We start from the raw sequence: 18,230 nt of genomic DNA, 5'->3' as shown, positions 1-18,230 counted from the left end.
TGGAAATTGAATATAAACGCTGTTGGTCTGCCCATGCTGCTCTTCGACTTATGATCTTGAGCCAGTTACGGCTCCAAGCCCCATACTTTGCTGTTTCCCTGATACCCCGTCACCTTGTTCCATGCGGCAAAAGCCGTCTTGGAAGCATCATAGGAATAATCATTACTTAGATCGAAATTGCTCCAGTTATTTTTGGAAAAGCGTGCTTGAATCACGCCGGTCTCTGCTCCAGCGGCCAAACTGCCTGCTCCGGACTTGAAGCTAATCTCCAGATACGTATCTGCGGTACCCTTCGCCGGATTCACTGCGACAAATGTACCTTCAACATTGGCCGTGCCCATCTCGGCATAATCACACCAGAAGGTCATTTGATCCGCACCATCCTTGGTGAAATAATATCGGATCTTCACGGTACTGAGATCAATCGCCTGTGTTCCGGTATTCTTCACGTTGAACTGCGGAGTCACCGCATTACTTGAATTCCCGGACCCTCCGCTGCGGTACTGCACTTCGAGTGTACCGGTCGTCACCGGAGGTGCAGAAGGCGTCAATGCCAGGACATTGGACAGTGTCTGTCCGTTCGCATTCACGGCTGCAATCCGGTAATTGTACGTGGTACCATTCAGTGCTGTTGTATCGGTGTAAGTCAGCACAGACAATCCGGTTGCCACATCTGCATATGTCCCGCCTGCCACCGAACGTTGTACCTTATAGCTAGTAGCGCCCGAGGCTGCTGTCCAAGTCAGGACGGACTGCGCATCACCAGCTGTCCCACTTAAAGTCAGTGCTCCCGGCACCGTCGAAGCTGCTTGCGGGGTAGCCGACACCTGCACAGAACCCGATGATTCCCCTGCTGAATTCACAGCAGTCACTACATAATAATAAGCCTTCCCGTTGGTCAATCCCGTGTTTGTGTAGGTCAATCCATTAACCCCTGTCGCAACAGTTGTATATGGTCCTCCACTCACCTCGGAACGCTTCACCGTATACGATTCGGCCCCGGATACAGCGGCCCAAGTCAGGTTAACCTGACTGCTTCCCGCTACAGCCTGCACGCCAGCAGGTGCGCCTGGAACCGTGACTGGTGTAACACCAGGCTCCTGTCCATACACCTTCACCCCTGCATCATAGACTGGAAGGTATACGCTCGTCACAGGAGTGCCTGTGGTCAGCGTCTGGAACGAATGATCATTGCTGGCATTCCATGCACCCTGTGGGCCTGTAATGCGGAACTGTACTTCTTTACGATAATTTCCTTCCCCACCTGGATAGATCTTGGTATTACCGAAGTTCGCCGTAATGGCATAGATATGCTGAGCTGCATTCACCACAACTGGTTGAGATACCGTCGCCCCTTCCGTATAGGAGGTTGTCACTTGCACGTCCGATACCGTACGTCCGGCAGCATACACTTCACTCAAATCCAGGAAATACTTAAAAGACAGTTGATTTCCCATTCGGGCAGGCCAAGCGGAACGATTATTAAGCTGTGCTCTGATTTCCGTATAATTGGCACCTGATGATTTGATGGCAACCTCCACAAAGAACTCATCTCCCTTCACCTCAGGTGCAGGGAAGTTCGCCAGGGGCTGATGATTCTGACCAAACAGCAAATTCATCTTTGCCAGTGCGCCAGTAAAACCAGCATTGTAATCGGTTGCGACCTCATTACTCACATAATCCCCGATATCATCGGTATATCCATCCGATGCATCCGGACCACCGACCATGGCACCATACAGAATGTGGCGATGGTTAGCCGGGATATCTTCGTTATTCAGCCATGAACCGTGAGCAGTCCGATGATGCGGATGTTGAGGTGCATTTTGCCCATATCCGACCACATAGCTGCTCTGACGCGGATTATCGCCCAGAATATAATTCATCTGTGAGACAGCAAAATCCTGATATCTCGACTTTTTCACAGGATCACTGACCCAGTCGGAGTATACAAAAGAAATAAAGGATGCATTCGCTGCATATCGGAGCGATCCCCACTGATCCAGCCACGCCAGACCTCCTGGCGTATACTTGACTCGTGTCCCATTGACTCCAACCGTCCAATAATCCAGATTGCGCTCAGTCGACTGAATAAATCTTGTCGCCTCCGGCATGTTCAAACTGGACGTAATTCGGGCAAGCAGGATCTGGGCACCATAATGTTTACTGTCCCAACCTTGTGTCCAAGTATAGGGCCAATTGGCTGAGCCTCCGCTAGAAGACCACCGGTCCGTAGCTGCAATGGCTTTGGACAAGTAAGCGCTATCATTAGTAGCTAAATAAAGCCATGCGCCACCCCATGCCAGCTCGTCTTCGTATCCTGTCCACGAATTATAAAACGCTGCAGCATCAGTGATACAATCGGTGTATTCCCCCCGATAGGTATCTGCGAAGTTGTACAGCTCTTTCGCATGTTGGAGCAATCTGGCCGAATATGCCGGATCATCATCTGCAAATACAATCGATGACGCTGCCAGCGCTGCAGCCGTTTCTGCCGCCAGATCACTGCCCGGGCATGAAGCATCTATCTTGAACGAAGGACGGTTCATCTGCATGACTTCTGCAGGACCCCACCAGGCATGGTCGGTATTGCCTGCCCCCACTTGTCCCCATAATTCATTTGGTTTCGTATGCGCTTTCATAAAATAGTCGGTCGCCCATCGGATATTATCCTTGATCTCCTCCAGTTGTCCGGCTTGTTCATATCCGTCGCTGTATTCCACGACAGACCAGGCGAGCATCGTTGCGGAAGCAGCCATCGGAAAACCAAATTTCACGTGATCTCCGGCATCATACCATCCTCCGGTCAGATCAACGCCTACATCAGCGCCATCCTGCATGCCTGAATTACCACGCCATTCGACCCGGTTACTCGCTGGCAACGGACCCGAACGCTGTGCCTCATAGAAGTAAATGGCCTTTTGCAGTGCTTCAGCATAGTTCTGATTTCTAGCGGCCGCATCCGCCTTACGAATTCCTGTGCCCATCGATAAACTCCCTGCCAGTAGTCCTGCCGATAACGCGATCATAGCGACTCGTCTCCACCAGCTCCCCTTCATGTTCAACTATTCATCTCCTCTTCATCAATATTCCGTATGCATTACTCTGGACTGCAAGTTTATATCGCTCCTCCCCACGGTGTATTTCAGTGTAAGTTCCACCATTAATTACCATTATAGCCGTTTGTTTCACCAACTATATAAGCGTTGGTGACTTCTGAAATAACATTGTTGTGACCTGCTCTGCGTCATGTGACAAAAAAAGCTGTTTCTCTAACGCATATGCGCGTTAGAGAAACAGCTTCTCGCCCTTGTTATCATCAACAGTACAAATCGAATGGCATTCTGACCATCTCGTCTGTATGTTTCTGTACACATTAGGTATCAGAACATCTCATTGGTTACACTTTGAACTTGTTAATCTGCTCCTGCAGTTCTTCGGCCATTTTGGATAATGAACCTGCGGATGATGCAATCTCTTCCATGGAAGCCAACTGCTGCTGAGTTGCGGCAGATACATTATGAACCCCGCCCGCTGCCTCTCCGGCGATGTTGGAGATTTGACTTACATATCCTACAACCTCAGTTGTACTCGCCGACATTTCCTCTGAACCTGCAGATACTTCCTGGATTTCACCCGCTACTTTGTTGACCGCATCCGAGATCTGCTCGAACGCTTGTCCTGCCGCAGTAACCATCTCGATTCCTGCTTCTGTCTCACTGCTGTTCACTTTTACTGCCTGAACAGCATGATCCGTATCTTTCTGAATCAATTGAACGAGATCCGTAATTCTTTGCGCAGATGTAGAAGATTCTTCAGCGAGCTTCCGCACTTCTCCCGCAACTACGGCGAAACCACGTCCATGCTCTCCTGCTCGTGCGGCTTCAATGGCTGCATTCAGTGCAAGCAGATTGGTCTGCCGGGCAATGTTGTTGATTACCTCGGTAATGGTTCCAATCTCTGCTGAACGTTCCCCCAGCCCTGTAACCAATTCAGTAAGCGAAGCAATGGAATTTCGAACAGAACCCATCTGTTCAACCGCTTGCTGAATAATCATATTTCCTTCGGAAGATTGATTCGCCGCATCTACAGCAGATACGGATACACTCTGAGCAAGCTCGGCAATCTGCTCTGATCCGAGAGCCATCTCATTCATCGCCTGTGAAGAGCGCTTCACAATATCAACTTGATCAGACGTGCCTACGGCCAGTTCCTCAACCGTTTCGGAAATCTGTTCCGAGGCTTGAGTATTTTGCTCTGCACTTGCAAGAAGCTCTTCCGATGAAGCGGCCACCTGTTCGGAAGTCATCGATACCGATTCAATCATGGAGCGCAAATTGCCACTCATGGTATTGAAGGAAGCCGCGAGCGTTCCCAATTCGTCTTTGTTCTTGAGCACAATCGTCTCACCCGTCAGATCACCATTGGCAATAGCCATAGCCGCTTCATTCATCTTTTTGATTGGACGTGAAATGATGCTTGCAATGAAGAATGCAATGAACACGGCGATCAGGAATGCAAAAATCGTCACTGCCAAAATCACATTAAATGTATTCTCAGCCAACTCGACAGAATCATTCGTTGCCGCGTCTGATCCTTTATTCCCAGATTCAATCAGCTTCGCAATCGTGTCGTTAGCTGTATACCACAATGGATAGGCTTCAGTGTGCAGTCTACTTGCTTCTTCATAGTTATTTGCAATGCCGAATTCTATGAATGCAGGCATTTTCTCCACATAAGCATCATAATTCGTACTGAAATCATTGTAGAGCTTCATCGCTTCATCATTGCTCTCAATGTATGTAAGCAACTGTTTACGCTCATCCTCAATCTTCGTGAGGAGCAACTTTAACGCTTCATTCACCTTGACATTTTCTTCTTCGTCTTGTTCAACGATAATCGCCAGCGCCAACCGCTCTACATCCGAAACATCACCATTCATCATACCTAGTAGGCTTACACTTGGCATCCAGGTCTGGTCCACATCATTGGCTTTACCAGACATATTATGGATCTGTATTAACGCATAGACGCTTACAAAAACCAACATAGCTACAACTATCAGAAAACCAGTCAGTAACTTGCCTCGAATCGTTAACTTGAATATCCCCAACTTATTCCCCCGTGTGTCTTCCATGTGTCCCACTCCTCAAAATAATACATATTTATAATATATCGTCACCGATCGTCATGAATTGTAGATGTTAGAATTCAATTTCTATAAATTTCATGTAACTTCGAACATAACACAAAAGAAGTCTCCCATCTTTGGCAGAACCAGAGATAAGAGACTTCTTTAATGGATCGAAACTACCACGACGTCGCTACATATTACATCCAGACGCTATCGAAAAACACGTCGGTGTATGTTAATGAAGAAGTCGGGAATCGACTTGGTATAATTGCGGGTTGTAATCAGAACCACACTAAGCAGACTTCCGAGAATGAATCCTCCCAGAATATCTCCTGGATAATGCACGCCAACATATACACGCGACACCCCTGTCAACACAGCGAGTAACAACATCCATGACCCGAAGCGACGTCCAATAAAGAATGAAGCAGCCGCTAGAGCAAATACAAAGGAAGCATGTTTACTTGGAAAAGAAGGATCAGGTACATGGGCAACCAGCTGATACACAGTCCCTTCCACAAAAGGTCTTGGATGACCGACCGCTGGTGATATCCCCCATTTGGCCAGAACTAGCGCTACAATGGAAGCCACACAGGCATAAAAAACAATTCGCTGTTTCGATGGATCGCCGAGAAACCATACGATAACGAGCAGTGCAATCATGACCCAAACCGCATACTCGGATGATGTGATCATAAACCAGTCCAGAAACGGTATTTGGTCTGCAAACTGATTAATCCAATTAAATAATGATTGATTCATAACTGGCTTTTAATACCCCCATTACACAAAACAAGATTATTTTTTACATATTAAATATGCACTAACTATTTGTCAAACAATCCTCACATTGACCGAAGTTACGAAATCAAAGAGGACTTTTTGCTTTCTTTTTGTTAAACTAGTTTGGGTTACATATCAGTTCAATCATAGAAAGGTGAAGATTATGCTTAAAAAATGGTTATGGGGTACAGCCCTGACCCTGGCACTTGCGATTACAGGTGTCGTTGTATATTACGGATATTCGATTGTTCATTTTGCCAATAGCATCTCCACGGCTTCCGGGACTTCATCCAACTCGTCCTCTTCCGGCACAGACAACGATTCAGACAGACCAACGACAACGATTCCTAGATGGGAGGGCCAGGAACGGGTGAACATTCTGCTCCTTGGCGGAGACTCAAGAGGCGACGATGCAGGACGCTCAGACTCGGTCATGGTCGCTTCCATTGATCCGGTCACCAAGAAAGCCCATCTATTCTCCGTACTGCGAGATACCTATGTAGCCATTCCGGGGCATGGCAAAAGCAGACTTAATGCAGCCTTTTCCTACGGGGGTGCGGAGCTGACCAAACAAACCGTAAGTGATCTGCTCGGTATTCCCATTCAGCATTATGTCTACACAGACTTTACAGGTTTCATGGCACTCGTTGATGCGGTAGGCGGTATTGAGATTGATGTGGAGAAAGACATGTATTACACCAGTAAAGCAGATAAACATATGTACGACATTGACTTAAAAAAAGGATTGCAGCATATGGACGGCAAAACCGCCCTGCAATATGTTCGGTTCCGGCATGATGCCACCTCGGATTTTACCCGTACCGAACGGCAGCGGATCTTCATGACCGAGCTGGCCAAGAAAATGCAGAGTACCACTTCGCTTTTCAAAATCCCGGATATCCTAGAAGCCATCGCTCCCTATATTGAGACAGACCTTAGCCCAACCCAGATGTTAAAACTCGCATCACTTGGCTTCGATATCCATGTGAACGAAATCGATCAGCAGCAGATTCCACCAAACAAGCTGCTCACCAATGAACTGGTCGGCTCAGCTCAGGTGCTGGGTGTTGATGTAACCAAACTTCAGTCCTACATTCAGAAACTGTTTGAAGAAGGTGCCGCGTCCTCAGAGACTCCATCATCAGAGGAACAGAACTAAAACAAGCATGAAATATATCAATAGAAAAGACGGCCAAAGCCGTCTTTTTTAGTACCTATTTTCTCCATTTAATGCAGTCTTAATGTTTAACAGGTACCCTTATATGATGAACTCCGGTTCCTGTAGGGAGGATTACAATGTGAAAAAACCGCGAATAACGGAATGGACCGAACTGCGGGGCATTGCCTTTCTGGCAATCGTCATGCAGCATAGTATCGCTGAGTATATCTATCGCGCTGATATTGAACAACCGGATTCCATTATGCTGACCATGATTTATCATCTGACCCGATTTGGTACGCCAACGTTTGTATTTTTATCGGGTGTAATGTTGTTTTACCATCACCGTAACACCAAACCGGACTATCCTCGCTTCATTCGAAAGCGATTTGGCGATATCTATATGCCGTTTGTCGTATGGACACTGATCTACTGGCTTTCTGTCCGTATCTTCACCCCCACGTTCTGGCTTGCAGACATACCAGACTTTCGCAGTCTTGTTCGTGAACTATTTGTCCCGCAGACAGGATATCATCTCTGGTTTGTCATTATGGTGTTTCAGTTTTATATTCTGTTTCCCTTGTTCCTGGCGGGAGCAAAAGCTATTCAGCGTCGTATGCAGAACGCTTCACGTTTCACGCCCATGCAAGTCATTATCGGGTTAATTCTCATTGCAGCAGCACTATATGCCCTGCTTATGAAATGGTCCTACTATAATATGGGGGACTGGACAGAATCACTTTCTGAGCCATGGTCAACGTTGCTGCAATATCGCTCCTATTCATGGGTGATGTACTGGTTCTACTTTTTACTGGGTGCCGTATGTGCTTGGTCAGTGGATAGCTGGAGGAGTTGGACCACGAAGATTCTGCCTTGGACGATCTGTCTGTTTATAGGGATGTACATTTGGCTTGGATACGATGTGCTACGTGGGTCCGGGGATGTTGTAAATTTGAATATCTCTACTTATTTGAAACCAACTACATTCCTCATCATTATGGCTCAGATGCTCATGTTGTATGGTTTCCTCGTACTGATGCGGGGCAAAGAAACACGGTTTCAGCGCCTGTTATCCTGGATTGGCCGCTATTCATTTGGTGGATATCTGGTTCATGCACTGGTGATCTACGCGATCGCTTACGTCACTAGACCGCTTCAACTCAGTGGATGGCATCTGCCTGTAACGTTGCTATCGTTCCTTGTAACAGTTGGTATTGCTCTTGCAATCAGTTGGGCGCTGTCCAAGCTTCCTGGCTCACGTTTCACCGTAGGGTTAATGCGCAAACCACGTGCAATCTCCCCTCCATCAGCTGCTGTGGACAAAAGAAATTCACCTGAGCGAACTCCATCACCCGGCCACGCTCGCAGTCCGGGAACGAGTGAGCCGTATTAAAATAAAGAGGAGCGTCCCCTTATGGAGACGCTCTTCTTTATTTCACTTCGCTCGAAGTTGATCGTCCAGGAACAGGTTCCTGGGGACCCGGGGCTGGATGCACGTTGCCCTTCTGATTCACAAATCTCTTCAGATCACCCGTTAATTGTTCCTTCAGCTTATCCACCAGCTGCGCTTCGCTAATGCCTTTTGCCTGAGCAATCTCAGCCAGGGATTTCCCTCCCTGAAGCTGCTCGTGCAGTTGAGCGGGTGTGACTCCAATAAAACGGGCGATTTCACCCTTATCTACCATGGAACGTTTGCCATGGTGGGCAAATTCACGGCGCAAATCACGAAGCGGTGTATTAATGACCTTTTTCAACTTGGTATCCATGTCCGCCTTCGTGGCTGCAGCTTGTTCCTTGGTGAGACAACCTTCTTCTACAGCTTGATCCAGACGCTGTGCAAGTGTAGGCTTCAACTTCTGCAATAACTGCTCCTCACTAAGTCCCTTACGCTCTTTCGCAATCTGGGACAACGTCTTGCCAAGTTCCATCTGTTCTTTCAGATCCCGAAGTCCAATTCCAAGCAAGTCTGCCGTTTCACCAATCATGAACAGACCGTGTCCTGCCTGCATGCATGGCTTCGCTGGTTTGCCCGAGGAAGAAGTTTTTGACGCATCGTCATGTTGCTCAGCACGAACGGTTGGATCAGCAAATGCCACATGTCCTGTTGCTGCTGTTATAACTACGGCTGCCAATCCGGCTGCCATCCATGTTTTCCATTTCAAATTCATTTTTCTGCCGCCTTTCCGATGTCGAAATCCTGTGCCTTCCTAGTTTGAGCCTAAAATCCACTTTTTTATGCCATAAAATACAAAAAGTCATCATTTTTCTCACAATTGATCACAAAAAATCCTATTTTTTTCAGTTTATTTCCGCTATACTAAGTGTAACTTCATGATCTATATCAGTTGAACAGTCCTTAGTCACCTTATCGCAGGAAGGACGATATGTAATAATGCGGAAAGATTGGTTAGATCCGTTTAGATCCGATCTGGAGGTCGTGTTTGCTTCAGCGGAGCAACTCGTACGGGAATATCCCGAACCCTTGTCAGGACATGCATTAGAGCAGCTTCGTTCGGTTAATCCGCTGTTACGAGATTCGGGACACAGCTACATCGGGTACATCACTCCACTTTGGATGCAACACTCAGATAAACTACCCCCAGAGAAAGCACACCAATTAAGTACAGCCTGTCTCATCCATATGTTATATTTTCTGAATCAGGACGACGTGATGGATGAACAACCGGAGAATGCCACATTGAAGTTATCCCTGGGTAATCTATATTACATGGATGCACTTCAACTTTACTCGGTATTATTCAATCCTTCCTCCACGTTCTGGGTCTATTTCAGACAATATGTAGTGGATTGGGCCGTGAGTGTTACGGGTGAACATTCCATTGATTATTTCCAACAGAATCCCTTATTGATTGCGCAAAAGGCTGCCCCTCTCCTCATTGGAGCTACTGGTGCACTGCTTCTGCTGAATCAATCCGACCGGATCATCCCGGTGTGTTCTGCCATCAACATCACACTCATGACACTCCAGATGACCGATGACTTCACAGACACGCAACAAGATGCTGTGCATGGAAACTACAACAGCTACCTCTCCCACATATCCGCAGCACTGAATCACAACTATCCAGTTCAACCTCTAAGCGAACGTATACATGACAATGTATACAATACACAACTCATGAACTCTTACGTAGACATTGCCTATCACTATAATCGTACACTAACATCGTCTAACTTAGGAATATCGCATCTTGAAGCGTTTGATTCTTATTTATGCAGCACTTTAGTACAAGCTGTTCAGGACATTACACAACAGAAGAAACAGCTTCTCCAAGGCGGGTTTCATCACTGGATTAGCGAGCAACAGTTGGGATTCTGAGCATAAGGACTAAGCTGATTCAGTTTAATTTTAAATATGAAGGGAATGTTGACGATGATGGTATCAGAGAAAACGTTGCATGAGGATATTATTGAAAAGGCTTGGACTGACGAGCACTTCAGACAACAATTGCACTCCAATCCGAAGCAGGCGCTTCGTGAAGCGTTTGGCATCGTAATTCCGGAGCACATTCAGGTACGTACTGTTGAGGAGCAGCAGAATGACTATGTACTTGTCATACCTCCCAATCCTTCCAAAGTAAATTATGATGTGAATTGCGGACCTTGGAGAAGTTAATTCGGGTGAGCTAATCTTGTAGTGTAAGAAATTAGGGGTAGGAACAAAAAAAGCCGCTGTATCCTTCTGTGAGTTCGTCAATCGACGAACTCGGCAAAAGATACAACCGCTTCTGTTCCTACCCCTTTAGTGCTTGTAAAGCTGATCTGTCCTTGCATCGCTTCAACAATTCGGAATGTCACCATCATGCCGAGGCCTGTGCCTTTGATTTTATTGGAGAAATAAGGCTCGCCCAACCGGGAGAGTGCTTCCTCGTCCATTCCTTCTCCGTTATCCCTGACATGCACCTTAATCATTCCGTCCTGCTTGTACGCCCAGATATCAATCTGGCCTTGTCCCTGCAGAGCTTCAATACTGTTCTTAATAATATTGATAAAAGCCTGTTTAAACTTCGAGGAATTGCCTCGAATATATAGATCTGGCGGAATGTCGGTGGTGATTTTACCACCTTCCAGATTAGCCATCGGTACAAGAATGCCTTCAATATGATTGAATTCATCCGAGATATTGAGCGAGATAATATGGTCAAACTCAGGTTTGGCAAAGGTAAGAAAATCCGTTATGATGCCCGAAGCCCGATCAAGTTCTTCCAGTGCAATTCGCACATACCCCTTGTTTTTATTGTCTTCCTGTTCCGTCATAAGTTGCAGGAACCCTCTTGTCACCTGAAGTGGATTACGTACTTCATGGGCAACGGAAGCAGCCAGTTCGCTAATAATCTCCATCTTTTCAGATCGCTGTAACTCATTGTTGAACAGCTCCAGTTCCTTGGAATACTCTAGAACTTTGGTATGTTTTTCGGCAAAACGACTTCCGAGAATGGCAATCAACGAGATCACAAATGCAACCATGGACCATTTCCACCATAACAGATGATACGTTCCACTCCGCTGATAATACCACAACAGTTCAGCCACACTGATCAAGGCAAATGTACCAAATCCCGTTGCAAGCAACATAGCTTCCCGATTTCGTTGCAGCGCTTTGGCGATGGTACCAACCAACAGGATTGTCAGCAGAATGACCAGCACAATGCCAACCACACGCTGTACAAGCAGATTGTAGAGGATCTCCCATTGCCCACCTGAAGTAACATAGATAAATAGAGAGAACACCGCGATAACTGAATATATGAATAGTATTTTTCGCAGTTTGGTGAAGATTCCATGCAGTCCTGGCCCGATAATCTGTTCAAAAAAATAACATAGCGCTGGCATCCCCAGCAGCATCGCCAGATCAAAGACTACGGAATACAGGTCACCATATACCTGATAGAACGTATACAAAAATTGCGAGTACGTGATGATCATCGTGCCGATGGAACCCATCACGATGCATAGCGAGATCCATAATCCCTTATGGAATTTGCCAAGGAAGAACGTACAACTCAGCATCGTAATCGCTGTGAAAACAAAAGTCGCGCCCAAAATTACATCAATAAGTCCGTTATGAATATATTTCTCCTGTAACGCGGCATAAGGTCCAACCTGAACAGTACCTTGTATCCCCAGACGGCCTTTTTCATTTTGCGACCATACATAGAGCGTGTCACCTGAATTTTCGCTGGATAAGGGCAGTAACACAGCATTATTATCATAATTGTAATGGTAGTTCTCGTAGACCTTGCGGTCTTCCAGATAAACAACAATATGATTGCCTTTAATGTTCTCAAATCGAATGGCTGAACTTTCCTCACTCAACTCAGGGATGGTCAGGCGCGTCCATAAGGAATTCGATCGATCCGTATTGCTATACTCTAACTTATCGCTGCCCTGCTTTTCCCATATCTCGTCTGCTCCCTTAACCTCACTGATGAACCCTTGATCGTCAACGTTCCCCCATTTTACTTCCCATCCTGTAATGGATACAGGTTGCTGAACCGCTCCTGTAGTTGCAAAGACTATCCCATGTGGCATGCCTAGAATAATCAATACACTCATCCATAAGATGACGATAGCTTTGGGCACATTTTTCATTCACAGCACCTCAAAGTTCTAATTTTACCTATCTTAGATTCTCTCATTTATCATTCGCCACCGTTTGTCACGTCACCTTCTTGAGATAAAATGAAATTTCACATTTAAGTCGATTTATAGTCTTATTTCCATTTTATTGTTAAAGTTATTCGATTAATCACGCAAGTCTTCGAACTGGTTCACTATCATTTCCCGTTCTTTCTGTTCAACTTGACTGCGAAATTCAAGCCACTGCTCTGTCTCCTCATCATCATAGATGGTCCATATGTCGGAAAAAAGGAAATCCCGTAACTGGACAACTTGCCCGGACCATATACCGCCTACCCAAAACAAACCATCCGGACGACGGATGACGGTACGGGAGAACCCGGGTGTGGACGCCTTTTGCCCAATACGGATGCGTGTGATCATATTCCCCAGTGTATACCAGTCCACATGAATCCCTCCCTTACATATTCAAGCTTCATCATAACATAGGCAAAACAGGAAAAGCTGTAAAAACGGTGGCTGAGATTCAATCCTTTGCTCCGGGTGTAATGGTTTCTCAAAGCAAACAAACACGCTAAGGAGATGATTACAATGAATGAGCCCCATCGTACGGTTGAGGTGGAACATAAGGATGTTCAGCATAAATCGGATTCAAGTATGGTCGCTTCCACATTTATTAAATATGCCGCATATATCATTATCTTTTTCGGATTCTTATACTTCTTGGTTAAATATGTATTCCCGAAATTCTAAGGCATTCATATCGTAGTGAACACCCGGAGATAATAACCTGTGCAAGATTACAACACTAGCGCTTTGGGTAACTACGGGGTAAGAAGCATTTGGACAACCGATAATGAAAGGAAGTGTTACTCATGTCTGACAAACCAATTAGTAACGAAGAGAGCGACCGCTATTATGACCGTTATCAGAGGTCCCGCGATATTCCACCAGAGACGGAAGTCCCGGAAGGCGATATGGATACCTTTGATGAAGTTTCCGGCAGACGGATTGTAACGGAAGATTCGGATCTGGCACCCGTAGCCGCAACCGCTGCGGATGAGCCGGAATTGGATTCACGTTTGGCTGAGACACCGCTGGAATCTGTACCGGATGCAGATCTTCTGCAACCGAACAGTCCGGTTGATCCTGCTGCACCCGATCCAGATGCGCTGCATGGTACCGATCTGCTTAATGGTGCTGGTGCGGATGCCAAACCAGAGAACCACATTCCACCACGCCATTAACGGCTGTTATGACATCCTGAATGAGGAGGTGCATACACGATGAAGGAAGATCGCCAAAAGCATGTGCATGAACCGGATAATCTCGTGACCGAACGAGATATTGACCCGGATTTCGGACTATTCACTGAGGACTCCTTCCCCGAAGCGCTTGAGGATGAGGATCAACGTGATGCCGTGGAGCATGCCATTCCCAAAGAGAAGGCTTCTCGCAAGCCCTCTTCGGATGACTAACTTATATAGATCCGTAGTAGACTTAAAAAAGATGACGTCTGTAATTTCACAGCGTCATCTTTTTTGTTACCTGTAAGTTCACTTTCTCTTTGCAATTCGGCTTCACCGCTTAGCGGAAACCTTACTTGCCACGGGCAGTTTGTGATCCAACCCCGACCACTTCGCCACAATCGCAGTGATGATCAATGCCACTCCATTAATAATAAATATCCAGCGTATCGGCAGCCAGCCCCCAAGTACACCACCAATGATCGGTCCCGCCATCGTCCCGATCTGGGCAGCGGATTGATTCAGACTAAAAGCCCTGCCCCGGAAACTCGATGCGGTAGCCTGCACAATCATGGCGTTAATTGCCGGAAATACAGCCGCAAAGAATAAACCATACACAAATCGTAAAATGCCGAATGCGATATAACCTGTTGTAAAGAACTGCAGAAGATTCCCTACAGCCCCACCAACCAGTCCAATGATCAGCACTTTACCGTATCCAATCCTTGAACCAATCTTGCCCCACCGCGGCGCCATAATAACGGTTGCTACCCCCACCGCTGAGAAAATAATACCCGAGCTGAGTGAGGCACGATCCGGCTGAACGCCCATCTCCATCACATAGACCGTCAATAGTGGCTCCAGAATCATGACGGAGAATGTACATATACCCATCATGCCAAGCACCGTCATAAACAAACGATTCGCTCTTGCTTCACGAATGTCATCCATGACGTGGGAACGAGCTTTGTTCCGGTTGAAGTTCTCTTCTTTTACCCAGAAGGTTGCGATGATTGCTGAGACTAACACAACAATAGCCGAAAACAAAAATGCATTCCGGTTCCCATAATAGTGACTCACCACGCCACCAATTAACGGTCCGATAATACCACCAGTGGCTCCTGCAGTGGACATAATACCAAGTGCATAACCAGTCTTCTCTTCAGGTGTATTCGTGCCTACCAGGGCAATCGCTGCTGGAACAAACCCTGCAAGCAGACCCTGAAACAATCGAACAACAATCAGCGAGTATGGGTCCTGCACGAAATAATTGATTAAATACAAGACGGCAAGGCTGTATCCCGACCGGATCAGCATGGGCTTGCGTCCGTATTTGTCAGCCAGTGATCCCCAGAACGGAGACACGAGTGCACTCGCAAGAAACGTAATGCCAAATGCCAGTCCTGACCATAACTCCAGGTGATCACGAACCCCCAAGTCAGCACTTAGAAACAGGGGCAGAAATGGAATCGAGATCGAATACGCGGTGCTGCAAAAAAATACACCAATCCACAATATGACCAGATTGCGCTTCCACGAGAAGTTCATATACCCGCACGCCCTTTCCGTTACTGACGCCGGGACTGCCGTGTATTGGAGCGGACGGAACAGACCCGTACGTCCCCGATGCGGAAGCATTTTCCTTATTTTACACCCATCATTCCATGAAGGCCATCCCTTGTTCACCATAAACACATGTATTACATTGCCATCCTGTCCACAAAAACGGTATGATAGTTGGGTAAATATCCAAATATGATTTTGGAGCAAATATATAATGCAGAGATGCAAGGAGGAACGTTTTCATGTCTTTACGGTGGAAAAAAACAACCGCAGTATCGCTCGTTCTTGCGATGCTGCTTATCGTCATTAGTGGTTGCGGACGCCCTGCGACCAGTGCCGAGAAAGCGCCGGTTCCGGCCGCACCTGAAGGTCCAAACCCGGTGGCTACTATTGAGATGCAGGATGGTCAAAAGATCGTTATTGAGCTCTATCCCGAGATCGCGCCCAACACAGTGTATAATTTCATCTCCCTGGCGAATAAAGGGTTCTATGACGGCCTGATCTTTCACCGGGTCATTCCCGGCTTCATGATTCAGGGTGGAGATCCCAATGGCAACGGTTCAGGCGGCCCAGGTTATACGATCAAAGGGGAATTTACATCCAACGGCCACAAGAATCACCTAAATCATACTCGGGGAATCATTTCGATGGCACGTAAATCGGATAATCTTGATTCAGCAGGCTCCCAGTTCTTCATCATGTTAGCTGACGCGGATTACCTGGATAACTCATACGCTACCTTCGGTAAGGTAACAGAAGGTATGGAAGTTGTTGATGGTATTGCTGCTCAGGAAATAGGTGAAGGTGACAAACCGGTTTCCGATCAAGTTATGAAAAAAGTTACGGTAGACACACATGGTCTGGAATATCCAGAGCCGGTAAAAATGCCTTAATAAACTTCCTTGCCAAACGGATGATAATCCATGGTTATGACTTGTTAATGAACATCTAAACAAACAAAAGCTCTGTCCTATGCGAATGTCGCAAGGCAGAGCTTATTTATTGATTTTAATGATAGCGGTTACATATATGACTTTATAAAAAATGACCTCTTCCGGCATCATCCTCAATACATCCATCCCATCAAACGTAACCAGCCGATAATCGCAATCCATAACGGGCAGCTAAAGGCAACGCCCCATGCAAGCCCTTTCAGTAAACCACGGTTTACTTCCACGAACAACGACTCCTTTCTCCAGGGAATAGTCGCAGTATCGGTAATAGTATATGATTTTATACCCGTTTTCATTCGTCACGCAACCCTCGTTTTCCTGCTTTTGTTCCGCAGATTCATGGAATGCTTTACGGGAACCTGATATACTATGACTACTGTACGATAAATGGAACCTGATTCATGTTTGGAAAGGAGATTTTCCTATGGCAAAATCCAAAAAACGCACTCCTGCTCCCAAAACAGCAGTAGCACAGGATAAACCCACAACACTGAAAGATCTACTGAGCAGTGATGTGCTGGAGAAGCTGAAAGCTCAGGCGGATGAAGCCAAGGCTGCCGAAGCGGCTCTTAAAGAGCAGGAGCGTCAGCAGGCAGAAGAAGCTCGACAAGCGGAGCAGAAGCGCCGGGATAACGATTTCGAATATTTGCTCAATAACAGTGCAATGGACTGGAAGAAACATAAGTAAGTATCGGACATGACTTGAATGAGTTTCCCACCATTCATACGCCAAAATAAGTTCACAGCAGACAGATGATGAAGTTGATCTGTTCCAGAACAGGGCCGCGTTGCGGTCCTGTTCTTTTTGATATATACACATATGATTCACGCGTCTTGAGCCGGGTATGTTAGAAGTAGAGCGTACAACGATAATCTAACTCCTGGAGGGATCAGAGATGACAGAACAACGTTTGGAAGGCAAAGTCGCGATTGTAACCGGAGGTGGATCGGGTATTGGTCAGGCTACTGCTATTCGATTCGCCGAGCATGGGGCCAAAGTGTACATGCTGGATCGCACACCCGAAAATGCGGAGGAAACCAAGCAGACGATTGAAAAGGCTGGTGGAGAAGCGTATGTGATCGAATGTGATATCTCCAAACCGGATAATGTGCAGAAGGCGATCAATCAGGCTGCGGCTGAAGCGGGTAAACTGGATATCATATTTGCGAATGCCGGCATTAACGGAACGATGGCCCCGATTGAAACGATGGAAATGGAGGACTGGGACCAAACGATGGAGATCAATATGCGCGGAACCTTCGCAACCGTCAAATATGCTATTCCTCATCTGAAAGAACATGGCGGCAGCATCATTATCACCAGTTCCATCAATGGTAACCGGGTCTTCTCAGGAATCGGTTTCTCTGCATACGCTTCCAGCAAAGCGGGACAAACTGCGTTTACCAAAATGGCTGCACTGGAGCTGGCTCGTTATAAGATCCGTGTAAATGCCGTTTGCCCAGGAGCCATCGATACCAACATTGATGATAACACCTACCCGTCCGATGATCTGAAAGAAGTACAGATTCCTGTTGAATTCCCTGAGGGTCACGAACATCCGCTCAAGGGCGAACCTGGAACATCGAAGCAAGTGGCAAACCTCGTTCTGTTCCTCGCTTCCGATGAAGCCTCTCATGTTACAGGTACACGAATCTATGTGGATGGTGCGGAATCTCTGCTCCGTGGATAAAAATATAAAGATAAGTTGGCCCTATTCAGGTACAACGCCCGAATATCCCGCAAGCGATCTGATCCGGTCAGATTACTGCGGGATGTTTCATTTATAAAG

General features: G+C 46.6%; 17 protein-coding genes. 10 read left to right on the top strand and 7 right to left on the bottom strand.

The window, feature by feature from the left end; genetic code table 11:
* Positions 1-65: 65 nt before the first annotated feature.
* The 3 genes from MHI12_RS05835 to MHI12_RS05825 form a co-directional block, all read right to left on the bottom strand.
* Positions 66-3,059 carry a glycoside hydrolase family 9 protein gene (locus MHI12_RS05835; RefSeq protein WP_405172941.1) on the bottom strand — a complete coding sequence of 998 codons (2,994 nt, stop codon included), beginning with the start codon at positions 3,057-3,059 and terminating at the stop codon, positions 66-68.
* 341 nt (positions 3,060-3,400) lie between these two features.
* A complete protein-coding gene (locus tag MHI12_RS05830) occupies positions 3,401-5,137 on the bottom strand; it encodes a methyl-accepting chemotaxis protein (RefSeq protein ID WP_341010274.1) in 1,737 nt (578 codons plus the stop codon).
* A 207-nt stretch (positions 5,138-5,344) separates the two neighbouring features.
* Complete coding sequence (locus tag MHI12_RS05825) at positions 5,345-5,896, bottom strand: undecaprenyl-diphosphatase (protein WP_405171832.1); 552 nt, start codon at positions 5,894-5,896, stop codon at positions 5,345-5,347.
* Positions 5,897-6,080: 184 nt separating this feature from the next.
* Between MHI12_RS05825 and MHI12_RS05820 the strand changes: the two genes are divergently transcribed.
* Both MHI12_RS05820 and MHI12_RS05815 read left to right on the top strand, forming a co-directional pair.
* The gene (locus MHI12_RS05820; protein WP_405171831.1) at positions 6,081-7,076 is read left to right on the top strand and encodes an LCP family protein; all 996 of its coding nucleotides are present in this window, start codon (positions 6,081-6,083) and stop codon (positions 7,074-7,076) included.
* A gap of 139 nt (positions 7,077-7,215) precedes the next feature.
* Positions 7,216-8,469 (top strand): acyltransferase, encoded by a 1,254-nt coding sequence (locus tag MHI12_RS05815; RefSeq protein WP_405171830.1) that lies wholly within the window; start codon positions 7,216-7,218, stop codon positions 8,467-8,469.
* A gap of 37 nt (positions 8,470-8,506) precedes the next feature.
* Here MHI12_RS05815 and MHI12_RS05810 read toward each other — a convergent pair whose 3' ends face one another.
* Positions 8,507-9,244 carry a hypothetical protein gene (locus MHI12_RS05810; protein ID WP_341010282.1) on the bottom strand — a complete coding sequence of 246 codons (738 nt, stop codon included), beginning with the start codon at positions 9,242-9,244 and terminating at the stop codon, positions 8,507-8,509.
* A 224-nt stretch (positions 9,245-9,468) separates the two neighbouring features.
* On the opposite strand from MHI12_RS05810, the gene MHI12_RS05805 reads away from it, so the two are divergent.
* Positions 9,469-10,416 carry a hypothetical protein gene (locus MHI12_RS05805; protein WP_405171829.1) on the top strand — a complete coding sequence of 316 codons (948 nt, stop codon included), beginning with the start codon at positions 9,469-9,471 and terminating at the stop codon, positions 10,414-10,416.
* A 54-nt stretch (positions 10,417-10,470) separates the two neighbouring features.
* Positions 10,471-10,713 (top strand): NHLP leader peptide family RiPP precursor, encoded by a 243-nt coding sequence (locus MHI12_RS05800; protein ID WP_091015589.1) that lies wholly within the window; start codon positions 10,471-10,473, stop codon positions 10,711-10,713.
* A 77-nt stretch (positions 10,714-10,790) separates the two neighbouring features.
* On the opposite strand, the gene MHI12_RS05795 is transcribed toward MHI12_RS05800, so the two are convergent.
* Together MHI12_RS05795 and MHI12_RS05790 are read right to left on the bottom strand one after the other, a co-directional pair.
* Positions 10,791-12,689 carry a HAMP domain-containing sensor histidine kinase gene (locus MHI12_RS05795; protein WP_100526916.1) on the bottom strand — a complete coding sequence of 633 codons (1,899 nt, stop codon included), beginning with the start codon at positions 12,687-12,689 and terminating at the stop codon, positions 10,791-10,793.
* A 153-nt stretch (positions 12,690-12,842) separates the two neighbouring features.
* Positions 12,843-13,124, bottom strand: coding sequence for a hypothetical protein (locus MHI12_RS05790; protein ID WP_036611533.1), 282 nt, complete (start codon positions 13,122-13,124; stop codon positions 12,843-12,845).
* 144 nt (positions 13,125-13,268) lie between these two features.
* On the opposite strand from MHI12_RS05790, the gene MHI12_RS05785 reads away from it, so the two are divergent.
* The 3 genes from MHI12_RS05785 to MHI12_RS05775 all read left to right on the top strand — a co-directional run bounded on the left by MHI12_RS05785 (position 13,269) and on the right by MHI12_RS05775 (position 14,155).
* Entirely contained in the window at positions 13,269-13,430 is a 162-nt protein-coding gene (locus MHI12_RS05785; RefSeq protein WP_017690239.1) for a hypothetical protein, read from the top strand.
* A 122-nt stretch (positions 13,431-13,552) separates the two neighbouring features.
* On the top strand, positions 13,553-13,924 hold the full coding sequence (locus MHI12_RS05780) for a hypothetical protein (RefSeq protein WP_405171828.1): 372 nt from the start codon (positions 13,553-13,555) through the stop codon (positions 13,922-13,924).
* 39 nt (positions 13,925-13,963) lie between these two features.
* Positions 13,964-14,155 (top strand): hypothetical protein, encoded by a 192-nt coding sequence (locus MHI12_RS05775; RefSeq protein WP_036611535.1) that lies wholly within the window; start codon positions 13,964-13,966, stop codon positions 14,153-14,155.
* A 102-nt stretch (positions 14,156-14,257) separates the two neighbouring features.
* On the opposite strand, the gene MHI12_RS05770 is transcribed toward MHI12_RS05775, so the two are convergent.
* Positions 14,258-15,472 (bottom strand): MFS transporter, encoded by a 1,215-nt coding sequence (locus MHI12_RS05770; RefSeq protein WP_047841895.1) that lies wholly within the window; start codon positions 15,470-15,472, stop codon positions 14,258-14,260.
* Positions 15,473-15,729: 257 nt separating this feature from the next.
* Here MHI12_RS05770 and MHI12_RS05765 point away from each other — a divergent pair, with 257 nt between their 5' ends.
* The 3 genes from MHI12_RS05765 (at position 15,730) to MHI12_RS05755 (ending at position 18,131) form a co-directional block, all read left to right on the top strand.
* Positions 15,730-16,380, top strand: coding sequence for a peptidylprolyl isomerase (locus MHI12_RS05765; protein ID WP_341010287.1), 651 nt, complete (start codon positions 15,730-15,732; stop codon positions 16,378-16,380).
* Between the two features lie 484 nt (positions 16,381-16,864).
* A complete protein-coding gene (locus MHI12_RS05760) occupies positions 16,865-17,128 on the top strand; it encodes a YqkE family protein (protein ID WP_211081827.1) in 264 nt (87 codons plus the stop codon).
* Positions 17,129-17,336: 208 nt separating this feature from the next.
* Positions 17,337-18,131, top strand: a complete 795-nt coding sequence (locus tag MHI12_RS05755) for an SDR family NAD(P)-dependent oxidoreductase (protein WP_264931650.1) — start codon at positions 17,337-17,339, stop codon at positions 18,129-18,131.
* Positions 18,132-18,230 lie beyond the last annotated feature (99 nt).

Source organism: Paenibacillus sp. FSL H8-0280, from assembly GCF_045040665.1.
Lineage (GTDB): Bacteria > Bacillota > Bacilli > Paenibacillales > Paenibacillaceae > Paenibacillus > Paenibacillus xylanexedens_A.
Note: the sequence above shows the minus strand (reverse complement) of the source record. Positions and strands in the feature narration are given on the sequence as shown.

Coding starts and splice junctions, on each gene's coding strand:
- MHI12_RS05835 (WP_405172941.1), bottom strand. CDS start 3,059: ATGAAGGGGAGCTGGTGGAGACGAGTCGCTATGATCGCGTTATCGGCA.
- MHI12_RS05830 (WP_341010274.1), bottom strand. CDS start 5,137: ATGGAAGACACACGGGGGAATAAGTTGGGGATATTCAAGTTAACGATT.
- MHI12_RS05825 (WP_405171832.1), bottom strand. CDS start 5,896: ATGAATCAATCATTATTTAATTGGATTAATCAGTTTGCAGACCAAATA.
- MHI12_RS05820 (WP_405171831.1), top strand. CDS start 6,081: ATGCTTAAAAAATGGTTATGGGGTACAGCCCTGACCCTGGCACTTGCG.
- MHI12_RS05810 (WP_341010282.1), bottom strand. CDS start 9,244: ATGAATTTGAAATGGAAAACATGGATGGCAGCCGGATTGGCAGCCGTA.
- MHI12_RS05805 (WP_405171829.1), top strand. CDS start 9,469: ATGCGGAAAGATTGGTTAGATCCGTTTAGATCCGATCTGGAGGTCGTG.
- MHI12_RS05800 (WP_091015589.1), top strand. CDS start 10,471: ATGATGGTATCAGAGAAAACGTTGCATGAGGATATTATTGAAAAGGCT.
- MHI12_RS05795 (WP_100526916.1), bottom strand. CDS start 12,689: ATGAAAAATGTGCCCAAAGCTATCGTCATCTTATGGATGAGTGTATTG.
- MHI12_RS05785 (WP_017690239.1), top strand. CDS start 13,269: ATGAATGAGCCCCATCGTACGGTTGAGGTGGAACATAAGGATGTTCAG.
- MHI12_RS05780 (WP_405171828.1), top strand. CDS start 13,553: ATGTCTGACAAACCAATTAGTAACGAAGAGAGCGACCGCTATTATGAC.
- MHI12_RS05775 (WP_036611535.1), top strand. CDS start 13,964: ATGAAGGAAGATCGCCAAAAGCATGTGCATGAACCGGATAATCTCGTG.
- MHI12_RS05770 (WP_047841895.1), bottom strand. CDS start 15,472: ATGAACTTCTCGTGGAAGCGCAATCTGGTCATATTGTGGATTGGTGTA.
- MHI12_RS05765 (WP_341010287.1), top strand. CDS start 15,730: ATGTCTTTACGGTGGAAAAAAACAACCGCAGTATCGCTCGTTCTTGCG.
- MHI12_RS05760 (WP_211081827.1), top strand. CDS start 16,865: ATGGCAAAATCCAAAAAACGCACTCCTGCTCCCAAAACAGCAGTAGCA.
- MHI12_RS05755 (WP_264931650.1), top strand. CDS start 17,337: ATGACAGAACAACGTTTGGAAGGCAAAGTCGCGATTGTAACCGGAGGT.